The organism is Bradyrhizobium nivariense, from assembly GCF_029846695.2.
Taxonomy (GTDB): domain Bacteria; phylum Pseudomonadota; class Alphaproteobacteria; order Rhizobiales; family Xanthobacteraceae; genus Bradyrhizobium.
In genome coordinates, this window is the sequence record NZ_JARWCR020000043.1 from 23,120 (window position 1) to 41,001 (window position 17,882).

Genomic DNA, 17,882 nt, shown 5'->3' on the forward strand with positions numbered 1-17,882 from the left:
GTCCCGGCCGCAACAGGACAGCCGAAATTACGGCGTGCACGGGACGTCACGCCAAAACGAAAGGGCCGCGCTTCGCGAGAAGCGCGGCCCTCCCAGGATGGTTCGAGGCTTAGCGGAACAGCGACAGGATGCTCTGGCTGCTGTTGTTGGCGATCGAGAGCGCCTGCACACCGAGCTGCTGCTGGACCTGGAGGGCCGACAGGCGGGTGGACTCCTGGTTCATGTCGGCGTCGACGAGCTGGCCGATACCGCGGTCCACGGAGTCCATCAGCGACTTCACGAAGTCCGTGTTGGTGGAGAGTCGGTTCTTGACGGCACCGAGATTGGCGGCGGCCGAGGCCACCGAGTTGATCCCGGCAGTGACCTGCGCGATGTAGCCATCGAGCGTGGTCTGGTCAGCTGCCGAGTCGGTCAGCGCGGAGATGCTCATCGTGTCGATCGACGGAGCGGTCGAACCGGCCGTGTCCAGAATACCGGCCTGCGCCGAGGTGTAGAGCGAGTAGTTCGCGGTCGTCACGGTGATGGAGCCGGTGGTGGGCGTGCTGCCGACACGCGAGTACGACGACACCAGGCTGAAGGTCGTCGGCGTCGTTGCGGTCGTGCTCAGCCAGTTGATGCCGTTGAAGGTCGCCGCGTTGGCTGTCGCCTTCATCTGCTGCTGGATCTGGGTGACGTCGGCCTGGATCTTGCTGCGGTCGATACCGGCGGTCTTGGCTTCGACCAGCAGGGACTGGAGCTTGGTCAGGCCGGAGTCCTTGTCGCCGATGACCGTGGTCAGAGCGGTATACTCGGTGTCGACGGTCGCGGCCGACAGGCCGAGCGAGTCGGAGACTGCCGAGAGTGCGGCGTTGTCGGCGCGCATCGACGTCGCGATCGACCAGTAGGCAGCGTTGTCCGAGGCGGTCGCGACGCGCTGGCCGGTGGAGATGCGGGTCTGGGTGGTGGAGAGTTGCGAGCTCACAGACCGCAAGGTCTGGAGTGCGGTCATGGCGGTCGAGTTCGTGAGAAGGCTTGACATTGCGAATGTCCCTTTATGTACGCGTTACATTTTCACTGGGGACATACCGGGCTTTCACCGGTACGGAGGGGCGGCATCATGCCTTTGGACCAATGTGGGTGGGGTCCAACCCGCCGTGCCGCATTGCTAGCACGCTGAATCTTGCACGCAGATTAAGATGGCCTTGAATTTCGCAGCAATATCATATGGTTAATATTACTTCTCGCTAACCATAACCAGCCGTTCGGCCAACGATCGCGGCTCTTACGAGAACGACCGCACCAGTCCGGAGGCGAGCAGATTCCAGCCGTCGATCAGCACGAAGAACAGCATCTTGAACGGCAGCGCGAGGATCGTCGGCGGCATCATCATCATGCCCATCGACATGGTCAGCGTCGCCACGATCATGTCGATGACGAGGAACGGCAGGATGATGAGGAATCCGATCTCGAACGAACGCCTGAGCTCGGAAATCATGAAGGCCGGAATGATGACGCGCATGTCGACGCGCTTGTCATCGAACTTCCTGCGGAAGCTCTCCGCGGCGAGCGATTCGAAGGTCTGCAGATCCTTGTCGCGAACATGGGCCAGCATGAATTCGCGGAACGGATCGGTGATCTTCAAATAGGCCTCTTCCTCCGAGATCTCGTTTTTCATCAGCGGCTGGACGCCGGTCTCCCAGGCGCGGTCGAAGGTCGGCGCCATCACGTAGAAGGTCATGAACAGCGCGAGGCTGATCAGCACCAGATTGGCGGGCGTGGTCTGGAGACCGAGACCGGAGCGCAGGAACGACAGCGCCACCGCAAATCGCGTGAAGCTCGTCACCATGATGAGCAGTCCCGGCGCCACCGACAGCACCGTGATCACCGCCATCAGCTGGATGATCCGGCCGCTGGTCGAGCCGTTGCCTGGCGGCAGCAGCGAATTGAGGTCCGGAATCTGGGCCAGTGCCACCTCGGGCAGCACGACCAGGAGCAACGCAAGCAGCAGGACTCTCAGTTTCACTGGATCACCAACGTCTCAATGATCAATTCGCGGATCTTGCCCGAGGAGCGGATATTGGCGCGCTCGGTCAGGTCGTCGCGCAGATGTTGAAGCCCGCGCGATCCCTCGAACTGCGCAACCGTCGCCGACCGCAGATAGGTGACGATGTCCTCGCTGATGTGGGCGGCCAGGATGCCGGCATCCTCGTCGCTCATGCTCTCGGTCACCATGGAGGCTTCGATACGAGCCCAGTTGTTGGCCGGCGCGGCGAGATTGGTCACGATCGGGGACAGTTTCCTGAGCCGCGCGCTGCCGGCGTAGCTCGACGCCATCGGCGGTGGCGTGGCGGTTTTCTTCGCGTCGGCGACGCGCTCGGCGGCCGCAAACAGATGCAGGCCGGCAAGCGCGCCCGCGCCGATCGCGATCAGGGTCAGCACCACGATGGCCGCAATCAGGCGCATGACGTCCTCTGCCCTCGCGACGCGGCCCGAGGGTCGCCAATCTCAGAATGGTGCCACGGCGTCATAGATCCGATGTCCCCATCCAGGCTGCTGCACGTCAGACAGATTTCCGCGACCGCCATAGGCGACGCGCGCCTCGGCGATCTTCTCGTATGAGATCGTGTTGGTTCGCGAGATATCGCGTGGACGCACGATGCCGCCGACGTTGAGCACGCGCATCTCCGTATTGACCTTGAATTCCTGCGAGCCGCTGATCATCATATTGCCGTTCGGCAACACGTCGGTGACGATAGCTGCGATAGACAGCTTGATGTCCTCTGTGCGATCGATCTGGCCGTTGCCCTTGATCTGGGTGTTGGTGCTGAGGTTGGCGGTGGTCTGGCCCTTGTCCTGCCATCCGGCGACATCCATCAGCCAGTCGAGGCCGAACTTGATCTGCGAATCGCGTGAACGGTCGGTCTTGTTGTCGAGCTTGGCCTTGTCCTGCATCGAGATGATGATCGTGACCACATCGCCGGTACGCCGGGCGCGCGGATCGCGGTAGAGATCGGTGCCGTCGTCCCAGGTCGAGCGGTAGCTGACGGGCGTGCGCATGCGGGGCGTCACCGGGATCGGGTCAGCCTGCGTCCTCAGGCCGCTGCCCACGGGCGACAGTTTCGGGCCGGTCAGGATTTCGGCCGAGTCATGGGAACAGCCGGCAAGCAACAACAGCGACAGGATGAGGATTGGCAGCTTCATTTATTTGGTCTTTCCGTCATCCACGCGACGCATTCCGCCGAGCAGATCGGCAAGGTGCGCTGCGCGCCCCGTCTCCATCTCGTTGAAGATTGCGCTCGAGCTCCTCGGGCTCAGCTTTGCGAGCACGGCCGCGGCCGTCTCGTCCGCCATGCCGGCGATCTGCGTCGCGGCAGCGTCCGGCTTCATGCGCGAGTAGATCTCGACGACGCTCGCTTCGGCCTTCTTCAGGAAGTCGTCGCGCAAAGCCATCCACTTCTCGTATTCGGCGCGCTTGGCCTCGACCTCGGCGATCCGCTCGCGGAGCTGGTTCTCGGCCTTCTCCAGCTCCTTGAGCTGCCAGGCCAGCCTGGCATCGACGGCGGGGTCGGCGACATTGCTGCAGAACAGAGCGACTTCGTTGTCGGCCGTTGCAGCCGCCTGGGGCGGCGCAGGCTTCGGCGGCGCCGTGACGCTGCCGGGCTTGGCGGGGCGCACCGGCGCGACTGCCGGCGCCGGCGCCGGCTTCTCGGAAGCTGGCACGGCACCTGTGGTCGCGGGCCCCGAATCTTCGGCCGTCCATGCCGTCGCCCGGATCGCCGCATTGTCGCTTGGGATCGACGAGATCGGCTTCTGCGGTCCCGGGGCGCGGGCGCGCGCGAAGGACAGCAGGTTGAGCGGCTTCGACGGCTTGGCCTCATCCAGCGCCAGCACGGGCGAAGCGCTCGCGAGGGCGGAGGCCGCGATCAGGAGGAGGAGTATAGCTTTGTGATCCAGCTTCAACATCGGGCCGCGTGCGATTCTCGGTCGAGACCTGAGCATTGAGCGACCAAGCTTGCACGACGCTTACGCATCATTGGACGATGACATCGGCCTGGAGGGCGCCGGCCGTCTTGATCGCCTGGAGGATCGCGATGATGCCTGATGGCTTCAGGCCGATCTGGTTCAGCCCGCGCACCAGGCGCTGGAGATCGACGCCGCTCAGGATCGCCACCTGCGATCCGGCCTCGTTGGCCTCGACCACGGTCTGGGGCACGACCACCGTCTTCCCTTGCGAGAACGGCGCCGGCTGCGACACCACGGGAAGCTCGGTGACGCGGACCGTCAGATTGCCGTGCGTGACGGCAACGGTCGAAATCCGTACGTCGCGTCCGATCACCACCGTGCCGGTGCGCTCGTTGATCACCACCCGCGCCGGCGTGTCCGGCTCGACGGTCAGCTCGCCGATTTCGGCCAGAAAGCGCACCGGGCCGATGTGGCGCGGCTTCGAAAGCACGATGGTCCGGTAGTCGCGTTCGAAGGCGATCTGCGCGCGGTAGCGTCCGCCCGCGTAGCGGTTGATGGCGTCGAGGATTCGCGTTGCGGTGACGAAGTCGGGGTTCTTCAGCTCCAGCACCAGGTATTCCATTTCATGGAGACTACCCTGCACCTCGCGCTCGACCAGCGCGCCGTTCGGAATGCGGCCTGCAGTCGGCGTGCCCTGGCTGACGTTCTGGGCCTGGCCTCCGACACTGTAGCCGGCGACCGTGACCGCGCCTTGCGCCACCGCGTAGACTGCGCCGTCCGCCGCGCGCAGCGACGTCATCACCAGGGTGCCGCCGAGCAGCGAGGTCGCATCGCCGAGCGACGACACGGTCACGTCCATGCGCTCGCCCGCACCGATCGAAGGCTGCAGGTCCGCGGTCACCATCACGGCCGCGACGTTGCGCGTGCGCAGCGTCGTCGGACGCGGCGGATTGGTCGTGCTCGTGGTCTCGTTCCTGACATTGATGCCCATGTTCTCGAGCATCGATTGCAAGGACTGCTCCGTGAACGGCGCATTGCGGAGCGTGTCGCCGGTGCCGTTCAGGCCGATGACGAGGCCATAGCCCACGATCTGGTTTTCGCGCAATCCCTTGATGTCCGCGATGTCCTTGATGCGGACGGCGGCCTGGGCGCTGACGGCGGAAACGAGCAGGACGAGCGCAAGCAGGACTCTGGTCATGACCCGTCCACGACCTTGACGGTGCCGTCGGGCTGGACGATGCCCCTGATGATCACACCGGTATCGGTGTTTCGGATCGGGATGAGCGCGCCGGGCGCGCCCGACTGCATCGCTGCGCCGTAGGTCACGATCGACAGGCCGCTGTCTTCGACCACGACCTTGACCATCGCGCCGCGGGCGACGGTCCAGGGATCCTCCACCGAATTGGTCGGGATCGGCTGACCGGGCAGCAACGTGCGCCGTGCCATTCGCCCGACGAGGACCTGGCGTCCTTCGATGAACATGGCGACGCCGAGCACGTTCGGCGCGAAGGCGCGCTCGGTGATCATGTCGTCCCGGATCAGATCCCCGGCGCGGATCGAGACAGCCGGCACGGGAAGCCGCTTCTCTTCGGCCGCGGCGACCTGCGCCGAGACGAGAACCAGCAGCACAGCGGCCAACCCGCGCGCCATCAAGCCTACCCTGTTCAACATCGAGACACCGGAACTAGCGCATGCCCTTCGAGACTGTCTGGGCCATTTCATCCGAGGCCTGGATGACCTTGGCATTCATTTCGTAGGCGCGCTGCGCCGAGATCAACTCGGTGATTTCCTTGACCGGGTCGACGTTCGAGGCTTCGAGATATTGCTGGTTGATCTTGCCGTAGCCGGAATCGCCCGGCAGCCCGACGACCGGCGTGCCGGACGCCGTGGTCTCGCGATAGAGATTGCTGCCAAGCGGCTCAAGGCCCGCTTCGTTGGCGAAATTGGCAAGGTTGAGCTGGCCGATCTGCTGCGGGTTGACGGCCGTATCCAGCTTGGCAAACACCTGACCGGTCTGGTTGACGGTGACCTGCACCGTTCCCTGCGGCACCGTGATGGAGGGATCCAGCAGGTAGCCGTCGGTCGTGACGAGCTGGCTGTTGGCATTGGTGTTGAACGAACCCGCGCGGGTGTATTGCACCTCGTTGTTCGGGCCGAGCACCTGAAACCAGCCGCGACCGTTGATCGCCATGTCGTAGGGATTTCCGGTCTGCGTGAGCGCGCCCTGGATGTGCAGCTTGCGGATCGCCGCCGACTTGACGCCGAGGCCGAGATTGGCGCCTTCCGGGATCGGTGACGAGCCGTTGGTGTTCGCAACACCCTGCATGCGGTCCATCTGGTAGAACAGATCGGTGAATTCCGCGCGCGCCCGCTTGTACGACGTCGAGTTGATGTTGGCGATGTTGTTCGCGATGACTTCGATGTTGGTCTGCTGGGCGTTCATGCCCGTAGCCGCGATGGCAAGCGATTTCACAGCGTCACTCCTTGATCAGATCGACATCCGAACGACTTCTTGGTAGGCCTGCACGACCTTGTCGCGAACCGCGACGGCCGTCTGCAGGGCCTGCTCGGCCGACATCAGCGCCTCCACGACGCGCCGCGTCGATTCCTTGCCCTGCATCGCCGAGATCGACGCCGCTTCACCCGCCTTCAGCGTGCCGATCGCGTCCGTCGTCACCTGCTTCATCACCGATTCGAATCCGACCTCGCCGCCGGGCTGGATCGCGGGCGTCGCCGCCGGCGAGATGGCCTGCGCCTCGGTCGCGCGGCTCGCCGCTTGCCCGGCGGAAATCGCGGTGGATGAAATTGCCTCAAGCATTGTCAGCTCCTCAGCAGGTCGATGGTCATGCCCAGCATCGACCTCACCTGTTTCACTACCTGTAGATTGGCTTCATAGGACCGGTTGACTTCCCGCATGTCCGCCATCTCGATCATCATGTTGACGTTCGGCAGCTTGACGTAGCCGGCCTTGTCGGCGGCGGGATGCCCCGGCTCGTACTCCACGCGGTACGGCGTGGTGTCGACCCCGATCTCCTTGACCTTCGCCAGCTGCGCGCCCGAGGCGCGGTCCATCGCTGCATCGAAGGTGATGGTCTTGCGCTGATAGGGATCGGCGCCGGCGGCGCGCCCCGTCGACGTCGCGTTCGCGAGGTTCTCCGAGACGATGCGCATGCGCGTCGACTGCGCTTCGAGCCCGGAGCTCGCGACCGTCAATGAAGATTGCAGTGCGTCCAGCATGTCAGTTCACCTCAGGTCTTCGCGCTCGACAGCAGCATGCGGTGAAACGACCGCACGACCGCCGAGTTCATCGAGTAGTCGCGGCTGACGTCGCTGCCCTTGATCATTTCCTGCTCGAGGCTGACGGAGTTGCCGGAGTGAACCACGTCCCAGCTGTCCTTCTTCGCGGTCGCCCGCGTGTCGCTCTCGGCCGCGGAGAGCTGCATGTGCGATGGCGACGTCGTCGCGAGCCTCACCGGCATGCCGTCGAGCACCTTGTTGAACGGCTCGACGTCGCGCGCCTTGAAGCCCGGCGTATTGGCGTTGGCGACGTTGGTGGCGATCGTCGACTGGCGGAGCTCGAGGTACCGCGCCTGCGACGATGCGAGTTCGAAGAGATAGAGCGGTCCCACGGCAGCACCATTCTGGTTCAGACAGGGTAAACTTAGGATCGCAAGCTTTCGTCAGGCTGATGCGCGAGACGTCGTCCTCGGAATTCTACTGAACCTTCTCGGTCCGCGGCGTCTGCTTGGACTGCAGGAAGTAGATGATCTCGGCGACCGGCCGGAAGAACTCCGCCGGAATCACCTGGTCGACCTGAACCGCCTCGTAGAGCGCGCGTGCCAGCGCCTTGTTCTCGATCACCGGAATCCGGTTCTGCTCGGCGACTTCGCGGATCTTCAGCGCGATCACGTCCATGCCCTTGGCCACGACGATCGGCGCCGGATTTTCCTCGCGCTCGTAGCGCAGTGCGATCGCGAAGTGCGTCGGGTTCGCGATCACCAGCGTCGCGCGCGACGCGGAGGAAATCATGCGCTGGCGCGAGCGGTCGCGCGCCAGCGAGCGCAGGCGCGCCTTGATCAACGGATCGCCTTCGGCCTGCTTGTGCTCGTCCTTGATCTCCTGCCGCGTCATGCGCAGCTCGCGCCGCCAATGGAAGCGCGCCCAGGCGAGATCGATCGCGACCAGGACGATGGTCGCGATGCAGATCGCCGAGACGATCCGCATGGCGATGTTCAGAATCATCTCCGGCAGTGCGACCGGATCGGTGTACATCGCCTCGAACGCCCTCGCTTCCGACGAGCGCAGCACGAACGCGACGACGACGGTCACCGCGGCGAGCTTGAACAGCGACTTGGCGAACTCGACGAGACCCTGCGATCCAAACAGCCGGCTCCAGCCTTTGAGCGGAGAAATTCGCGAAAGGTCCGGCATGATGCGCTGGAGCACCAGGCTGGGCGCGTTTTGCAACAGCGAGGCCGCGAGCCCGAACACCGCCAGGATGACCACCAGCGGCACCAGGAACCGCAATGCCTGAAGCCCTACCACGGTGAGGAGATTCAGGGCGTCCGCCCCGGTGCTGAGAGGGAAGCCGTCGGGATCGTCGAGAAAGCTCGTCAGCATCGGCGTCAATTGCTGCACGCCCTGGCCGATCAGGAACGCCTGGATCACCATCAGCGCGGCCATCGAGGCGAAGATCGACGCCTCCCGAGAGACCGGGATTTTGCCCTGTTCGAGCGCATCGCGGACTTTCTTCTCGGTCGGCTCTTCGGTCTTGCTCTCCTGATCGGTTGTTTCTGCCATGCCGGTTCAGCGGTCAGCGGAAGACCAGCTCATCCTCCTGCTCGGGGTTGAGCTCGATTTCGCCCTTTTCCGCGAGGTCGAGCGCGAGGTCGGTAATCACGCGCCGCGCCTCCAGCACGTCGCGCTGGTTCGACGGCTCGCCGATGGCGAGTTCGTGCTCGACGACGCGGCGGACGCGCGAGGCGACCGAGGACAGGATCATCTCGCGGAAATGCTTGTCGGTGCCCTTCAGCGCGATGACGATGCGATCGGTCGGCACCTGGTCGAAGATCATGGTGCGCGCCTTCGGCGTCAGGTTGGTCACGTCGTCGAAGGTGAACAGCAGCTCCTTCAGCACTTCGGCCGACTTCGGCCGCTTCTCCGACAGGCTCTTCAGCATATCCTCGATATGGCCGCGCTCCATCTTGTTGATGATGTCGGCGACGCGGGCGTAGGTATCCGCGCCGAGGTTGCGGGCGAAGTTCAGCGTCAAATCCTCGTGCAGCGTCTTTTCGAGCACCCTCAGGGCGTCATCGACGATCGGCTTGAGGCTGAGCACGCGCCGCATCAGCTCGTTGCGCAGGCTCGACGGCAGCTGGCTCATGACCTTGGCGGCGCAAGACGGCTTGACCTTGGACAGGATCAGCGCCGCGGTCTGCGGGTGCTCCTTGGAGAGGTAGCTTGCCAGCGAGTTTTCCGACACCGACGAGACGCGGTCCCACACCGACCGGCTCGAATTGCCGAGCAGGTCCGACATAATGGCCGAGACCTGGTCGGCCGGAAGCACGTCGCCGAGCACGGCTTCCAGGCCACCGAGGGTGCCGAGAATGTTGGCGCCCATCGAGAATTGCTGGGCGAACTCCTCGACGATCGACTCGAGTTCCTGCGCGGTGATCGGCCGCAGCTCGGCCGCGGCCTTGGTAACGATGCGGATATCCTGCGGCTCGAACTGCGCGAGCACGCTCGCGGCCGCCTGCCGGCCCATGGCGAGCAGGAGTGCCGCGACCTTATCCGTTCCGCCCAGCGTGGCAACGCCTCGCTGCTTGATGGGAGCCATGCCGACCTGTGCCGCCATGGTCAGGTATCACCCTGCCCCAACGGCCCGACAATCTCGGTGAGCGAGACGCCGAAGCGGGAATTGTCTTCTTCGACCACGACCACCTCGCCGCGGGCGACGACGCGGCCGTTGACGACGACGTCGACGGGTTCGCCGACCCGGTGGTCTAGCGGAACCACCGCGCCGCGGCCGAGCTTCATCAGGTTTGCCACCGGAATGGTCGCCGATCCCAGCACCACCTGCATGGTCACGGGAATGCGCAGGATGGCATCGACATTGGCGAACTTGCCACTCTCCTCCGCAGTGCGCGCGGCGATCTCCGCCAGCCGCTCCAGCGGAGATGTCTCGGTATGCCCCTCTTCGGACGCCGATGCTGACTCATAGTCGAAGGACTGCGCCATTTGGTATTGCCTCTTGGTATTTCCGCTCCCGGAGCGCCGCAACGATCCGATCGTATTTGTTCAGCCGGCTTCGGTTTCAATGCTTGTTCACGTCGGCGCCGCCTGCGGTCGCCGCCGATGCGAGCCCGCTCCTCGCATCGAGCGCCGCAATCGCCTCGTGCGCCTGATCGATCTTCGTGCTCAGCACGTTGGCGAGCCGGCCCAGATTTGCGGTGGAATCATGCGCCGCGGTGATGACCGTGTCGAAGGCACCCGCCGTCTCGTGGACGATGGTCGAGAATTCGCCCTGGTAGCTGCGCAACCGCGCCAGCTCGCTATGCATCCGGGTCACCCGCATGCTGGTGAAAGCGAGCGCAATCAGCAGCACGGCATCAACGAGATAGGATATCATCGACGAACTCCCGTTTCTGATCGACGGGATCTGCCACCTGCATGGCGTAATAGCCATCAAGCTGGCCGATCTGACACCAGAACAGCACCTGGTTGTTGCTCTCGAGCCGAGCCAGCGTGCGTGGCGTGGCTTCGAGCTCGAGCACCTGCCCGACCTGGAACTTCACCACGTCGCCGAGCGAAATCATCTTCTCGTCCAGCACCGCGCTCAGCGTCACCTCGGTGCGGTGAACCTCGGTCTCCATCTGCTCGCGCCAGCGCGGATCGGCCGCGCGGCCGTCGCTGACGACGACGGTCGCGAGCTTCTGCCTGAGCGGGTTGAGCGCGGAGTGCGGAATGATGAGGAACATCTGGCCGCCGCGGTAGAGTGCCTGCAGCATGATGTTCGCGCAGATCGACATGTTGCCGCTCCGCCCGATTGCCAGCGACGCCATGGCGGTCTCGACCCGCTCCACGCGGAAGGTGACGTTGGAGGTGCCGGCGAAGGCGGATTGCAGCGCCTTGGCGAACCGCTCGAACAGCGCCTGGACCAGGCGGATCTCGATGTTCGAGAAGGAGCGTTCGACGTCGAGCGGCGGTTCGGCGCCGTCGGAGCCGAACATCGCCTCGACCATGGTGAACACGAAGTCGCGGTCGAGCATGATGATGATGCGGGAATCCCACTGCTCGGCATAGAGCACGGCCGCAACCGCGTTGGCCTCGTAATCCTTGACGATGTCGCCGACGCGGTCGTTGGTGATGCCGTTGACCGAGAAATAGCACGGCGTTCCGGCCATCGGCTGCAGGCTGTCCGTGCACGACGCCGCCATGCGATCGAAGATCACATTGAGCATCGGCATCCGCTCGATCGATATGCCGGCGGCGTCCAGCAGATAGTTCGGCAGCTGCTTGCGTTGATCGACGTCGAGGGCTTCCATCATGATGCGCGCGCAGCCTTCGGTTCAGCCTCGGTCACGACCGCCTTGGGGCCCGCGATCGTCTCGTTCTCGACAACGTCGATCGAGGGCCGCTCGGGGCTCGCGATCATCTTGCGGCCGTGCTCGACGGCGATCTGCGGCATGGCACCGTTCATGAACGCCAGCAGCGTCTGCTTGACGATGATATAGGGCCGGCAACGCTTCTCGCGCGTCATCTTCACCTTCATCGCGAAGGGCGAAATGATGCCGTAGGACAGGAAGATACCGGCGAAGGTGCCGACGAGGGCGGCGCCGATGAAGCCGCCCAGCAGCTTCGGCGACTGGTCGAGCGCGCCCATGGCCTTGATGACGCCGAGTACCGCGGCGACGATGCCGAGCGCAGGCAGCGCTTCCGAGACCACCACCAGCGCGTGGTAGGGCGCCAGCTTGCTCTTCACGATGGTGTGGATCTCCTCGTCCATCAGCGCTTCGATCTCGTGCGTTCGCGCGTTACCCATGATGATGAGGCGGACATAGTCGCAGATGAACTGGAGCAGCGACGGATCTCCGAGCACGCTCGGGAAGGCCTTGAAGATCTCGGAGGACGCGGGATCGTCGATATGCGCCTCGACCTCGTTGCGGCCCTTGCCCCGCAGCTCCCGCATCAGCGCGTGCAGCGCGCCGAGCAGGTCGAGATAGTAGCGCTGACCGGGCACCGCCCCCGTCACTGCCTGCATGCAGGCAAGCCCGGTATCCGCGACCGTCTTCCACGGATTGGCCATGATGAAGGTGCCGGCCGCGGTGCCCATGATGATCACGAACTCCCACGGCTGCATGAGCACGGCCAGATGCCCGCCCATGGCGGCAAATCCGCCCAGCAGCGCCGCTACCGTGATGACGATCCCCACGAAACTGCCCAACGCGCCGCTCCATCACCGATCCCAGCGGGAATATCTAGTTGGCGAGCCTTGCGCGAGGCTGGCTTCCCCCTCGTCAGCCTCGCGCAAGCAATTCACGGCAGCTTGGGACGATGTCGCAAGAGCGGCCAGAGGGGCGCGTGTCATGCTATCCACCATCGCGGACTACACCAGACTGACCAAGGACATGGGCAAGTCGCTGACGCAGGTCGCGACGCAGCCGGATGTCAGCCGCGACACCGACTATTTCCTCAGCCACATCGGCAACGTGAAGACCGTCGACGACTTCCTGAAGGACTATCGCCTCTACTCCTACGCGATGAAGGCCTATGGCCTCAGCGACATGACCTATGCCAAGGCGTTCATGCGCAAGGTGCTGACCGAGGGCGTCGCGACCAAGGACGCTTTCGCCAACAAGCTCTCCGACACCCGTTACCGGGAATTCGCCACCGCCTTCAATTTCGCCGCCCTCGGCGACAAGGCGACCCAGACCACGGCGGCCACGACCGGCACGGCGACCCAATATGTCACGCAGACGATGGAGCAGAAGGCCGGCGACCAGAACGAGGGCCTGCGGCTGGCGCTCTATTTCACCCGCAAGGCCTCCACGATCACGAATGCCTACCAGATCCTCGCCGACAAGGCGTTGACCCAGGTGGTTCAGACCGCCATGGGCTGGTCGTCGATGATCAGCTCGTCCGACATCGATGCCCAGGCCAAGATGATAACGGACAAGGTCAAGCTCACCGACTTCCAGGACCCGGCCAAGGTCACCAAATTCGTGCAGCGCTTTGCGGCAATGTGGGATGCGACCCAGGCCCAGAGCGACACCTCGACCAACCCGGCGCTGGTCCTGATCGGCGGCGCGTCGACGTCGGCCAGCCTGGATACGAACATGCTCACGACGCTTCAGAACATCCGGTTCAACAGGTAAGTCATGCAATCTGCTCTCTATGTGGGATTGTCGGCGCAGGTCGCCCTCGAAAAGCGCCTCCAGACGATCGCCAACAACGTCGCCAACGTCAACACGGCGGCGTTCCGCACCGACGTGGTGAAGTTCGAGACCGTGCTGTCCAAGGCGGGCGCGAACCCGGTCGCCTTCTCCTCGCCCGGCGACAACATCATCTCGCGCGAGCAGGGCAGCATCACCGAGAGCGGCAACCCGCTCGACGTCGCCGTGGTTGGACAGGGCTGGATCGCCTTCGCCGGTCCGAACGGCACGGTCTATACGCGCGACGGCCGCCTCCAGATCGCCCCCAACGGCGACCTTCAGACCGTGTCCGGCTTCCCCGTCATCGATTCCGGCGGCGCGCAGATCACGCTCGATCCGAACGGCGGACCGGTCTCGATCGCGCGCAGCGGCGCGATCACCCAGGACAACAACGAGATCGGCACCATCGGTCTGTTCAACATTCCCGCCGACGCCAGTCTCGACCGCTACGGCAATTCGGGCGTCACGCCCGACCGGCCTGCGACTGCCATCGCCGATTTCTCCCGCGACGGCTTCAAGCAGGGCTATGTCGAGGGCTCCGGCGCCAATCCGATGATGGAATTGACCAAGCTGATCGCGGCCTCGCGCGCCTTCGACGGCACCAATTCGATGATCGAGGGCACCGAGAGCTCGCTCCAGAACGCAATCCGGACGCTGGGCGAACCCGGCAAGTAGACGGCGCCCCACGCGCAATGAGGTTGGACGGTTTCCTTGAACGCTCTTCGTCAACTTGAGTGGGCGCTGCTGGAGCTTCAGCAGAGCACTCCCCTGGCAAGCGTCAGCGGCGCGATCTCCGAGATCGCGCCGACGCATTTCCGCGTCTCCGGCCTGTCGCGCTTCGTCAGGCTCGGCGAACTGATCGGCGTCAACTCAGGCGGCAAGCCCCAGATCGGCGAGGTGGTGCGGATCGACAGCGAGGGCATCATTGCCAAGCCGTTCGATCGGCAGTTCGCCGGCGGCCTCGGCTCGGTCGCCTACCGGATGCCGCCACTGTCCTTCGCGCCCGATCAGAGCTGGAAGGGCCGCGTCATCAACGCGCTCGGGGCGCCGCTGGACGGACAGGGCCCGCTCACCCCGGGATCGCGTGCGGTCTCGGCGGAGGCGGACGCGCCTTCGGCCATGAAGCGCGCACGCGTCCACAAGCCGCTGCGCACCGGCGTACGCGTCATCGACCTGTTCGCCCCGATCTGCGCCGGCCAGCGCGTCGGCATCTTTGCCGGTTCCGGCGTCGGCAAATCGACGCTGCTTGCGATGCTCGCCCGCAGTCAGGGTTTTGACACCGTCGTGCTGGCCCTGGTCGGCGAGCGCGGCCGCGAGGTGCGCGAGTTCATCGAGGACGTGCTGGGCGCCGATCGTCACCGCGCCGTCACAATCGTGTCGACGGGAGACGAAAGCCCGATGATGCGCCGGCTGGCGCCGAAGACGGCCATGGCGGTCGCCGAATATTTCCGCGACCGGGGCGAATCGGTCCTGCTCATGGTCGATTCGATCACCCGCTTCGCCCACGCGGCCCGCGAGGTCGCGCTCGCCGCCGGTGAGCCGGCGGTCGCGCGCGGCTACGCACCCACCGTCTTCACCGATCTGCCGCGCCTTCTGGAGCGCGCCGGACCCGGCGAGGAGGGATCCGGGACGATCACCGGGATTTTCTCCGTGCTGGTGGACGGCGACGATCACAACGAGCCGATCGCCGACACCATCCGCAGCACACTCGATGGGCACATCGTGCTCTCCAGGCACATTGCCGACCAGGCACGCTATCCAGCCGTGGACGTTCTGGGTTCGGTCTCCCGCCTCGCCCATAACGTCTGGGACCCCGAAGAACGCGAACTGGTGAGCAAGCTGCGCGCCATGATGGCCAAATACGAGGACACGCGCGACCTTCGCCTGATGGGCGGATACCAGCCGGGACGTGATTCGGGTCTCGACCAGGCGGTCGACATGGTCCCGAGAATCTACAGCGCGATGCGGCAGGACGCCTCGGCTCCACCAAGCGCCGATCCATTCCGCGAGCTGCGGGACATGCTCAAGGGCGACTAGCAAGTCTCAGGCTGAGACGGCGCGCGAGCCGCCCCGCGATCGCACCATTGTTTTCGACAGGCGATTGCGCATGCCGCCACGCTTCCAGCGCATGCGCATGCACGGCCGTCTCCGGTTTCCACCGTGATCGCCTCCCCCCGTTGGGGTGAGGAAATCGCGCAGCCGCGCCGAAAGCGACCGAACCGGCGATTCCGCGATCCCGGCCTGGACAACTGCCACGTGTAATTCCTGTGAGTTCCCTTGGCGATTCTCCGGTAGAGCGCACAAGTTGTGGATGACATCCCGATCCGCATCGTCCTCATGCACAAGCTTCGATCAACTTGCATCAACGACAGCCAGCAACGTGCCGTGCAATCAAACCGTCGCATAGTTGAGTGCATGTTGCTCGTGGAACAGCGTATTGCGTTCACCATCATGTGTCCCGAAGAGCGAGATTGTCTTGAACGTTACATTCCCCTGCGACGACATCCTGTCTCCGAGAGGGTCTCTACTTGATTTTGTTGAGAAGCTCATTCATCGTTTCGTTGGAAGATTAAGAAACGTCTGCTTGTGACTTGAACTTTAGGGGCTTCGGTTGAACTACTCCGATCCATCGTCTGCTGGCGACGGCTACTCGGGCTCCAGTGCGACGACGCCGCGATTGGCATACCATCAGCAACACCGCTTCCCGCGCCATAGCTTGCAGTGCCGATCGGTCCAGGTCGGGCGCGGGGCAGTCCGTGCCTTCGCGCGAGAGAAGAGCACGGTGCATATGTCGGACATTGCGGGTGGTACGGCTTCTCGCAAAGGGATCGTGCGCGACGACGGAAGGCGGCTCCGGGGCGCCGCAGACGTGATCCCCCGGGCAAGGTAGGAATTCATGCCATTGGCAAGAGAAGCCGTCGAGCTGCTGGTTCAGGCGGCGAGGGCTTGGTATTTCGAAGGCAATCAGCATGGATTGCGCGATCGGGAATGGATGGCGCTGCGCTTTCTCGGCCGCGCCAACAGGTTTTCGCGCACTCCGTCCGCACTCGCCGGCTTCATCGGAGCCACAAGGGCGACTGCATCGCAGATCGTGAAGACGCTGGAGGGCAAGTCCTTCCTGGTGCGAAAGCCGTCGCACGAGGACAAGCGTTCCGTCGTGCTCCACGTCACCGCGCAGGGCGAAAAGTGCCTGAACCAGCACGATCCGATCAATCACGTGCTGAACGCGGTCACGGCGCTTGGAACCGACGAGTGCGCCAGGCTGCGCGATTCGCTGCGGGAGATCCTCAATCACCTCGACGCGGCACATCAGCGGCTCGATGCCAGCGTCTGCCGGGACTGCATGTTTCTCGCCGAACGCGGCCCGGCTACCGGCAAAGGGCGCGCAACGGCCGAATTCATGTGCCGGCTGTATCGCGCCCCGGTCTCGCTTGAGGAGACCGAACTGCTCTGCACCAGTTTCGAGCGCACCCGCGACCGCCCGAAGATCGAGGCCCATCTCGACCGCGCGCGCGTTGCGAGCCAGGGCTGAGGCGCGCGTAATTTCCGGGCGCATATCCCGAGCAGAGCTTGCCGAAGATTTCGCAGCGGCGGTGTTGTTTGAAGGCGCACGCGGTGCCTCTCGTGTCCCGGACAAGCTGCAACGCTCTTGCGCTGCTGCGCAGAGCCGGGACCCAGCAGCGACACGGTACAGTGGGGCGACATGGGCCCCGGCTCTGCAGCGCACCGCTGAACCGGACGATGCTTCGCATCGCCGGGATAGCGCTGCGCGGCGTCCGGGGCACGAGAGCGGAATCCCGCTTAACTTTCGCTTTCAAAACGCAGACACACCTTCGCGTCCTCGCGGCGCATTTCGCCCGAGCTTTGCTTGGTCGCTCCACCCTCTTGTCCAAGAGGGCACAGGGAAGGCCGGGTGCCGGCTGGCACCCGCGGTCCGCTGCGCGAAAGTACACGCAGAAAAACCGCACAGCAGCATACAGGTGTAGCCAATCACTCGGCCTTCCCTGCGCAGTGGTTGGACGGCTTATGCCGTGCTCTCCCGGGAGCCGAGTTCGTTCTGGCCTCCCTCGCCTTCGCAGAAGTCACCGACATCGCGCCGGTTGACGCGAATGCCGCATCCGCAAGAGCTTGACCGTAGCAACGACGGCCAGGACCACACGGTTTTGCCGTACGCACGGCTCGCCATTTCGCCGCAGTTTTTCCAGCCCTGTCGACGGAGCCGGAAACTTACAGACGAGACGAACCTGACAGCGCCGCTCGTCGGCACGAACCTTTGGGCTCACGGAGAGCAATCCGCCCTGCCCCAGACCTTTCGCACCCGACGCTGCCGCGTCCACCGCAAGCCCGGCTCGCGAACGTGACGACCACAAGATCGCCCCTCAAGGATGAGCCGGGATGGGCGACACATACGCCGTTTCCGAATTTCGGTAAAGCGGAATATATTTGCATGGGCGGATTGACAGAGGGGCGACACAGGCGAGGACGCGTAGCCAGGATGGAGCGCAAGCG

General features: G+C 64.3%; 21 protein-coding genes. 4 read left to right on the plus strand and 17 right to left on the minus strand.

The window, feature by feature from the left end:
- Window positions 1-109: 109 nt before the first annotated feature.
- The 17 genes from QCM77_RS28855 to motA form a co-directional block, all read right to left on the minus strand.
- A complete protein-coding gene (locus QCM77_RS28855) occupies window positions 110-1,018 on the minus strand; it encodes a flagellin N-terminal helical domain-containing protein (protein WP_279659404.1) in 909 nt (302 codons plus the stop codon).
- A 243-nt stretch (window positions 1,019-1,261) separates the two neighbouring features.
- Complete coding sequence (gene fliP / locus QCM77_RS28860) at window positions 1,262-2,002, minus strand: flagellar type III secretion system pore protein FliP (protein WP_279685873.1); 741 nt, start codon at window positions 2,000-2,002, stop codon at window positions 1,262-1,264.
- Entirely contained in the window at window positions 1,999-2,442 is a 444-nt protein-coding gene (locus tag QCM77_RS28865; protein ID WP_279659402.1) for a flagellar basal body-associated FliL family protein, read from the minus strand. Before QCM77_RS28865 ends, fliP begins: the two co-directional genes overlap by 4 nt.
- A 42-nt stretch (window positions 2,443-2,484) precedes the next feature.
- The gene (gene flgH / locus QCM77_RS28870; RefSeq protein WP_279659401.1) at window positions 2,485-3,180 is read right to left on the minus strand and encodes a flagellar basal body L-ring protein FlgH; all 696 of its coding nucleotides are present in this window, start codon (window positions 3,178-3,180) and stop codon (window positions 2,485-2,487) included.
- On the minus strand, window positions 3,181-3,942 hold the full coding sequence (locus tag QCM77_RS28875; protein WP_279685875.1) for a MotE family protein: 762 nt from the start codon (window positions 3,940-3,942) through the stop codon (window positions 3,181-3,183).
- Between the two features lie 67 nt (window positions 3,943-4,009).
- Window positions 4,010-5,140: a flagellar basal body P-ring protein FlgI gene (flgI, locus tag QCM77_RS28880; RefSeq protein WP_279659399.1), complete on the minus strand. Its 1,131-nt coding sequence runs from the start codon at window positions 5,138-5,140 to the stop codon at window positions 4,010-4,012.
- Window positions 5,137-5,592, minus strand: a complete 456-nt coding sequence (flgA, locus tag QCM77_RS28885; protein WP_279659398.1) for a flagellar basal body P-ring formation chaperone FlgA — start codon at window positions 5,590-5,592, stop codon at window positions 5,137-5,139. Before flgA ends, flgI begins: the two co-directional genes overlap by 4 nt.
- 34 nt (window positions 5,593-5,626) lie before the next feature.
- Entirely contained in the window at window positions 5,627-6,415 is a 789-nt protein-coding gene (gene flgG / locus QCM77_RS28890) for a flagellar basal-body rod protein FlgG (protein WP_279659397.1), read from the minus strand.
- Window positions 6,416-6,430: 15 nt separating this feature from the next.
- On the minus strand, window positions 6,431-6,760 hold the full coding sequence (fliE, locus tag QCM77_RS28895; protein ID WP_279659396.1) for a flagellar hook-basal body complex protein FliE: 330 nt from the start codon (window positions 6,758-6,760) through the stop codon (window positions 6,431-6,433).
- Between the two features lie 2 nt (window positions 6,761-6,762).
- Complete coding sequence (gene flgC, locus QCM77_RS28900) at window positions 6,763-7,179, minus strand: flagellar basal body rod protein FlgC (RefSeq protein ID WP_279659395.1); 417 nt, start codon at window positions 7,177-7,179, stop codon at window positions 6,763-6,765.
- 11 nt (window positions 7,180-7,190) lie between these two features.
- The gene (gene flgB, locus QCM77_RS28905) at window positions 7,191-7,571 is read right to left on the minus strand and encodes a flagellar basal body rod protein FlgB (protein ID WP_279659394.1); all 381 of its coding nucleotides are present in this window, start codon (window positions 7,569-7,571) and stop codon (window positions 7,191-7,193) included.
- 85 nt (window positions 7,572-7,656) lie between these two features.
- Window positions 7,657-8,742, minus strand: a complete 1,086-nt coding sequence (gene flhB / locus QCM77_RS28910; protein WP_279685877.1) for a flagellar biosynthesis protein FlhB — start codon at window positions 8,740-8,742, stop codon at window positions 7,657-7,659.
- A gap of 13 nt (window positions 8,743-8,755) precedes the next feature.
- A complete protein-coding gene (locus QCM77_RS28915) occupies window positions 8,756-9,796 on the minus strand; it encodes a flagellar motor switch protein FliG (protein WP_279659392.1) in 1,041 nt (346 codons plus the stop codon).
- 2 nt (window positions 9,797-9,798) lie between these two features.
- Window positions 9,799-10,179, minus strand: a complete 381-nt coding sequence (fliN, locus tag QCM77_RS28920) for a flagellar motor switch protein FliN (protein ID WP_279659391.1) — start codon at window positions 10,177-10,179, stop codon at window positions 9,799-9,801.
- A gap of 76 nt (window positions 10,180-10,255) precedes the next feature.
- Window positions 10,256-10,570 carry a hypothetical protein gene (locus tag QCM77_RS28925; RefSeq protein ID WP_279685879.1) on the minus strand — a complete coding sequence of 105 codons (315 nt, stop codon included), beginning with the start codon at window positions 10,568-10,570 and terminating at the stop codon, window positions 10,256-10,258.
- On the minus strand, window positions 10,551-11,489 hold the full coding sequence (locus tag QCM77_RS28930) for a flagellar motor switch protein FliM (protein ID WP_279659389.1): 939 nt from the start codon (window positions 11,487-11,489) through the stop codon (window positions 10,551-10,553). The genes QCM77_RS28925 and QCM77_RS28930 overlap by 20 nt, the downstream gene beginning before the upstream one ends.
- A complete protein-coding gene (gene motA, locus QCM77_RS28935) occupies window positions 11,486-12,385 on the minus strand; it encodes a flagellar motor stator protein MotA (RefSeq protein WP_279659388.1) in 900 nt (299 codons plus the stop codon). The genes QCM77_RS28930 and motA overlap by 4 nt, the downstream gene beginning before the upstream one ends.
- A 142-nt stretch (window positions 12,386-12,527) precedes the next feature.
- On the opposite strand from motA, the gene QCM77_RS28940 reads away from it, so the two are divergent.
- The 4 genes from QCM77_RS28940 (at window position 12,528) to QCM77_RS28955 (ending at window position 16,905) form a co-directional block, all read left to right on the plus strand.
- A complete protein-coding gene (locus QCM77_RS28940) occupies window positions 12,528-13,316 on the plus strand; it encodes a DUF1217 domain-containing protein (protein ID WP_279685880.1) in 789 nt (262 codons plus the stop codon).
- 3 nt (window positions 13,317-13,319) lie between these two features.
- A complete protein-coding gene (flgF, locus tag QCM77_RS28945; protein WP_279685881.1) occupies window positions 13,320-14,048 on the plus strand; it encodes a flagellar basal-body rod protein FlgF in 729 nt (242 codons plus the stop codon).
- A 36-nt stretch (window positions 14,049-14,084) separates the two neighbouring features.
- Window positions 14,085-15,410: a flagellar protein export ATPase FliI gene (fliI, locus tag QCM77_RS28950; protein ID WP_279685882.1), complete on the plus strand. Its 1,326-nt coding sequence runs from the start codon at window positions 14,085-14,087 to the stop codon at window positions 15,408-15,410.
- Between the two features lie 859 nt (window positions 15,411-16,269).
- A complete protein-coding gene (locus QCM77_RS28955) occupies window positions 16,270-16,905 on the plus strand; it encodes a MarR family winged helix-turn-helix transcriptional regulator (protein ID WP_279659384.1) in 636 nt (211 codons plus the stop codon).
- Window positions 16,906-17,882 lie beyond the last annotated feature (977 nt).

Bases quoted from the DNA above. Each gene is read 5' to 3' on its own strand.
- flgI (WP_279659399.1), bottom strand. From the start codon at position 5,140: ATGACCAGAGTCCTGCTTGCGCTCGTCCTGCTCGTTTCCGCCGTCAGC.
- fliE (WP_279659396.1), bottom strand. From the start codon at position 6,760: ATGCTTGAGGCAATTTCATCCACCGCGATTTCCGCCGGGCAAGCGGCG.
- QCM77_RS28855 (WP_279659404.1), bottom strand. From the start codon at position 1,018: ATGTCAAGCCTTCTCACGAACTCGACCGCCATGACCGCACTCCAGACC.
- flgC (WP_279659395.1), bottom strand. From the start codon at position 7,179: ATGCTGGACGCACTGCAATCTTCATTGACGGTCGCGAGCTCCGGGCTC.
- QCM77_RS28865 (WP_279659402.1), bottom strand. From the start codon at position 2,442: ATGCGCCTGATTGCGGCCATCGTGGTGCTGACCCTGATCGCGATCGGC.
- flhB (WP_279685877.1), bottom strand. From the start codon at position 8,742: ATGGCAGAAACAACCGATCAGGAGAGCAAGACCGAAGAGCCGACCGAG.
- fliN (WP_279659391.1), bottom strand. From the start codon at position 10,179: ATGGCGCAGTCCTTCGACTATGAGTCAGCATCGGCGTCCGAAGAGGGG.
- QCM77_RS28915 (WP_279659392.1), bottom strand. From the start codon at position 9,796: ATGGCGGCACAGGTCGGCATGGCTCCCATCAAGCAGCGAGGCGTTGCC.
- QCM77_RS28875 (WP_279685875.1), bottom strand. From the start codon at position 3,942: ATGTTGAAGCTGGATCACAAAGCTATACTCCTCCTCCTGATCGCGGCC.
- flgF (WP_279685881.1), top strand. From the start codon at position 13,320: ATGCAATCTGCTCTCTATGTGGGATTGTCGGCGCAGGTCGCCCTCGAA.
- flgA (WP_279659398.1), bottom strand. From the start codon at position 5,592: ATGGCGCGCGGGTTGGCCGCTGTGCTGCTGGTTCTCGTCTCGGCGCAG.
- flgH (WP_279659401.1), bottom strand. From the start codon at position 3,180: ATGAAGCTGCCAATCCTCATCCTGTCGCTGTTGTTGCTTGCCGGCTGT.
- QCM77_RS28925 (WP_279685879.1), bottom strand. From the start codon at position 10,570: ATGATATCCTATCTCGTTGATGCCGTGCTGCTGATTGCGCTCGCTTTC.
- QCM77_RS28955 (WP_279659384.1), top strand. From the start codon at position 16,270: ATGCCATTGGCAAGAGAAGCCGTCGAGCTGCTGGTTCAGGCGGCGAGG.
- QCM77_RS28940 (WP_279685880.1), top strand. From the start codon at position 12,528: ATGCTATCCACCATCGCGGACTACACCAGACTGACCAAGGACATGGGC.
- QCM77_RS28930 (WP_279659389.1), bottom strand. From the start codon at position 11,489: ATGATGGAAGCCCTCGACGTCGATCAACGCAAGCAGCTGCCGAACTAT.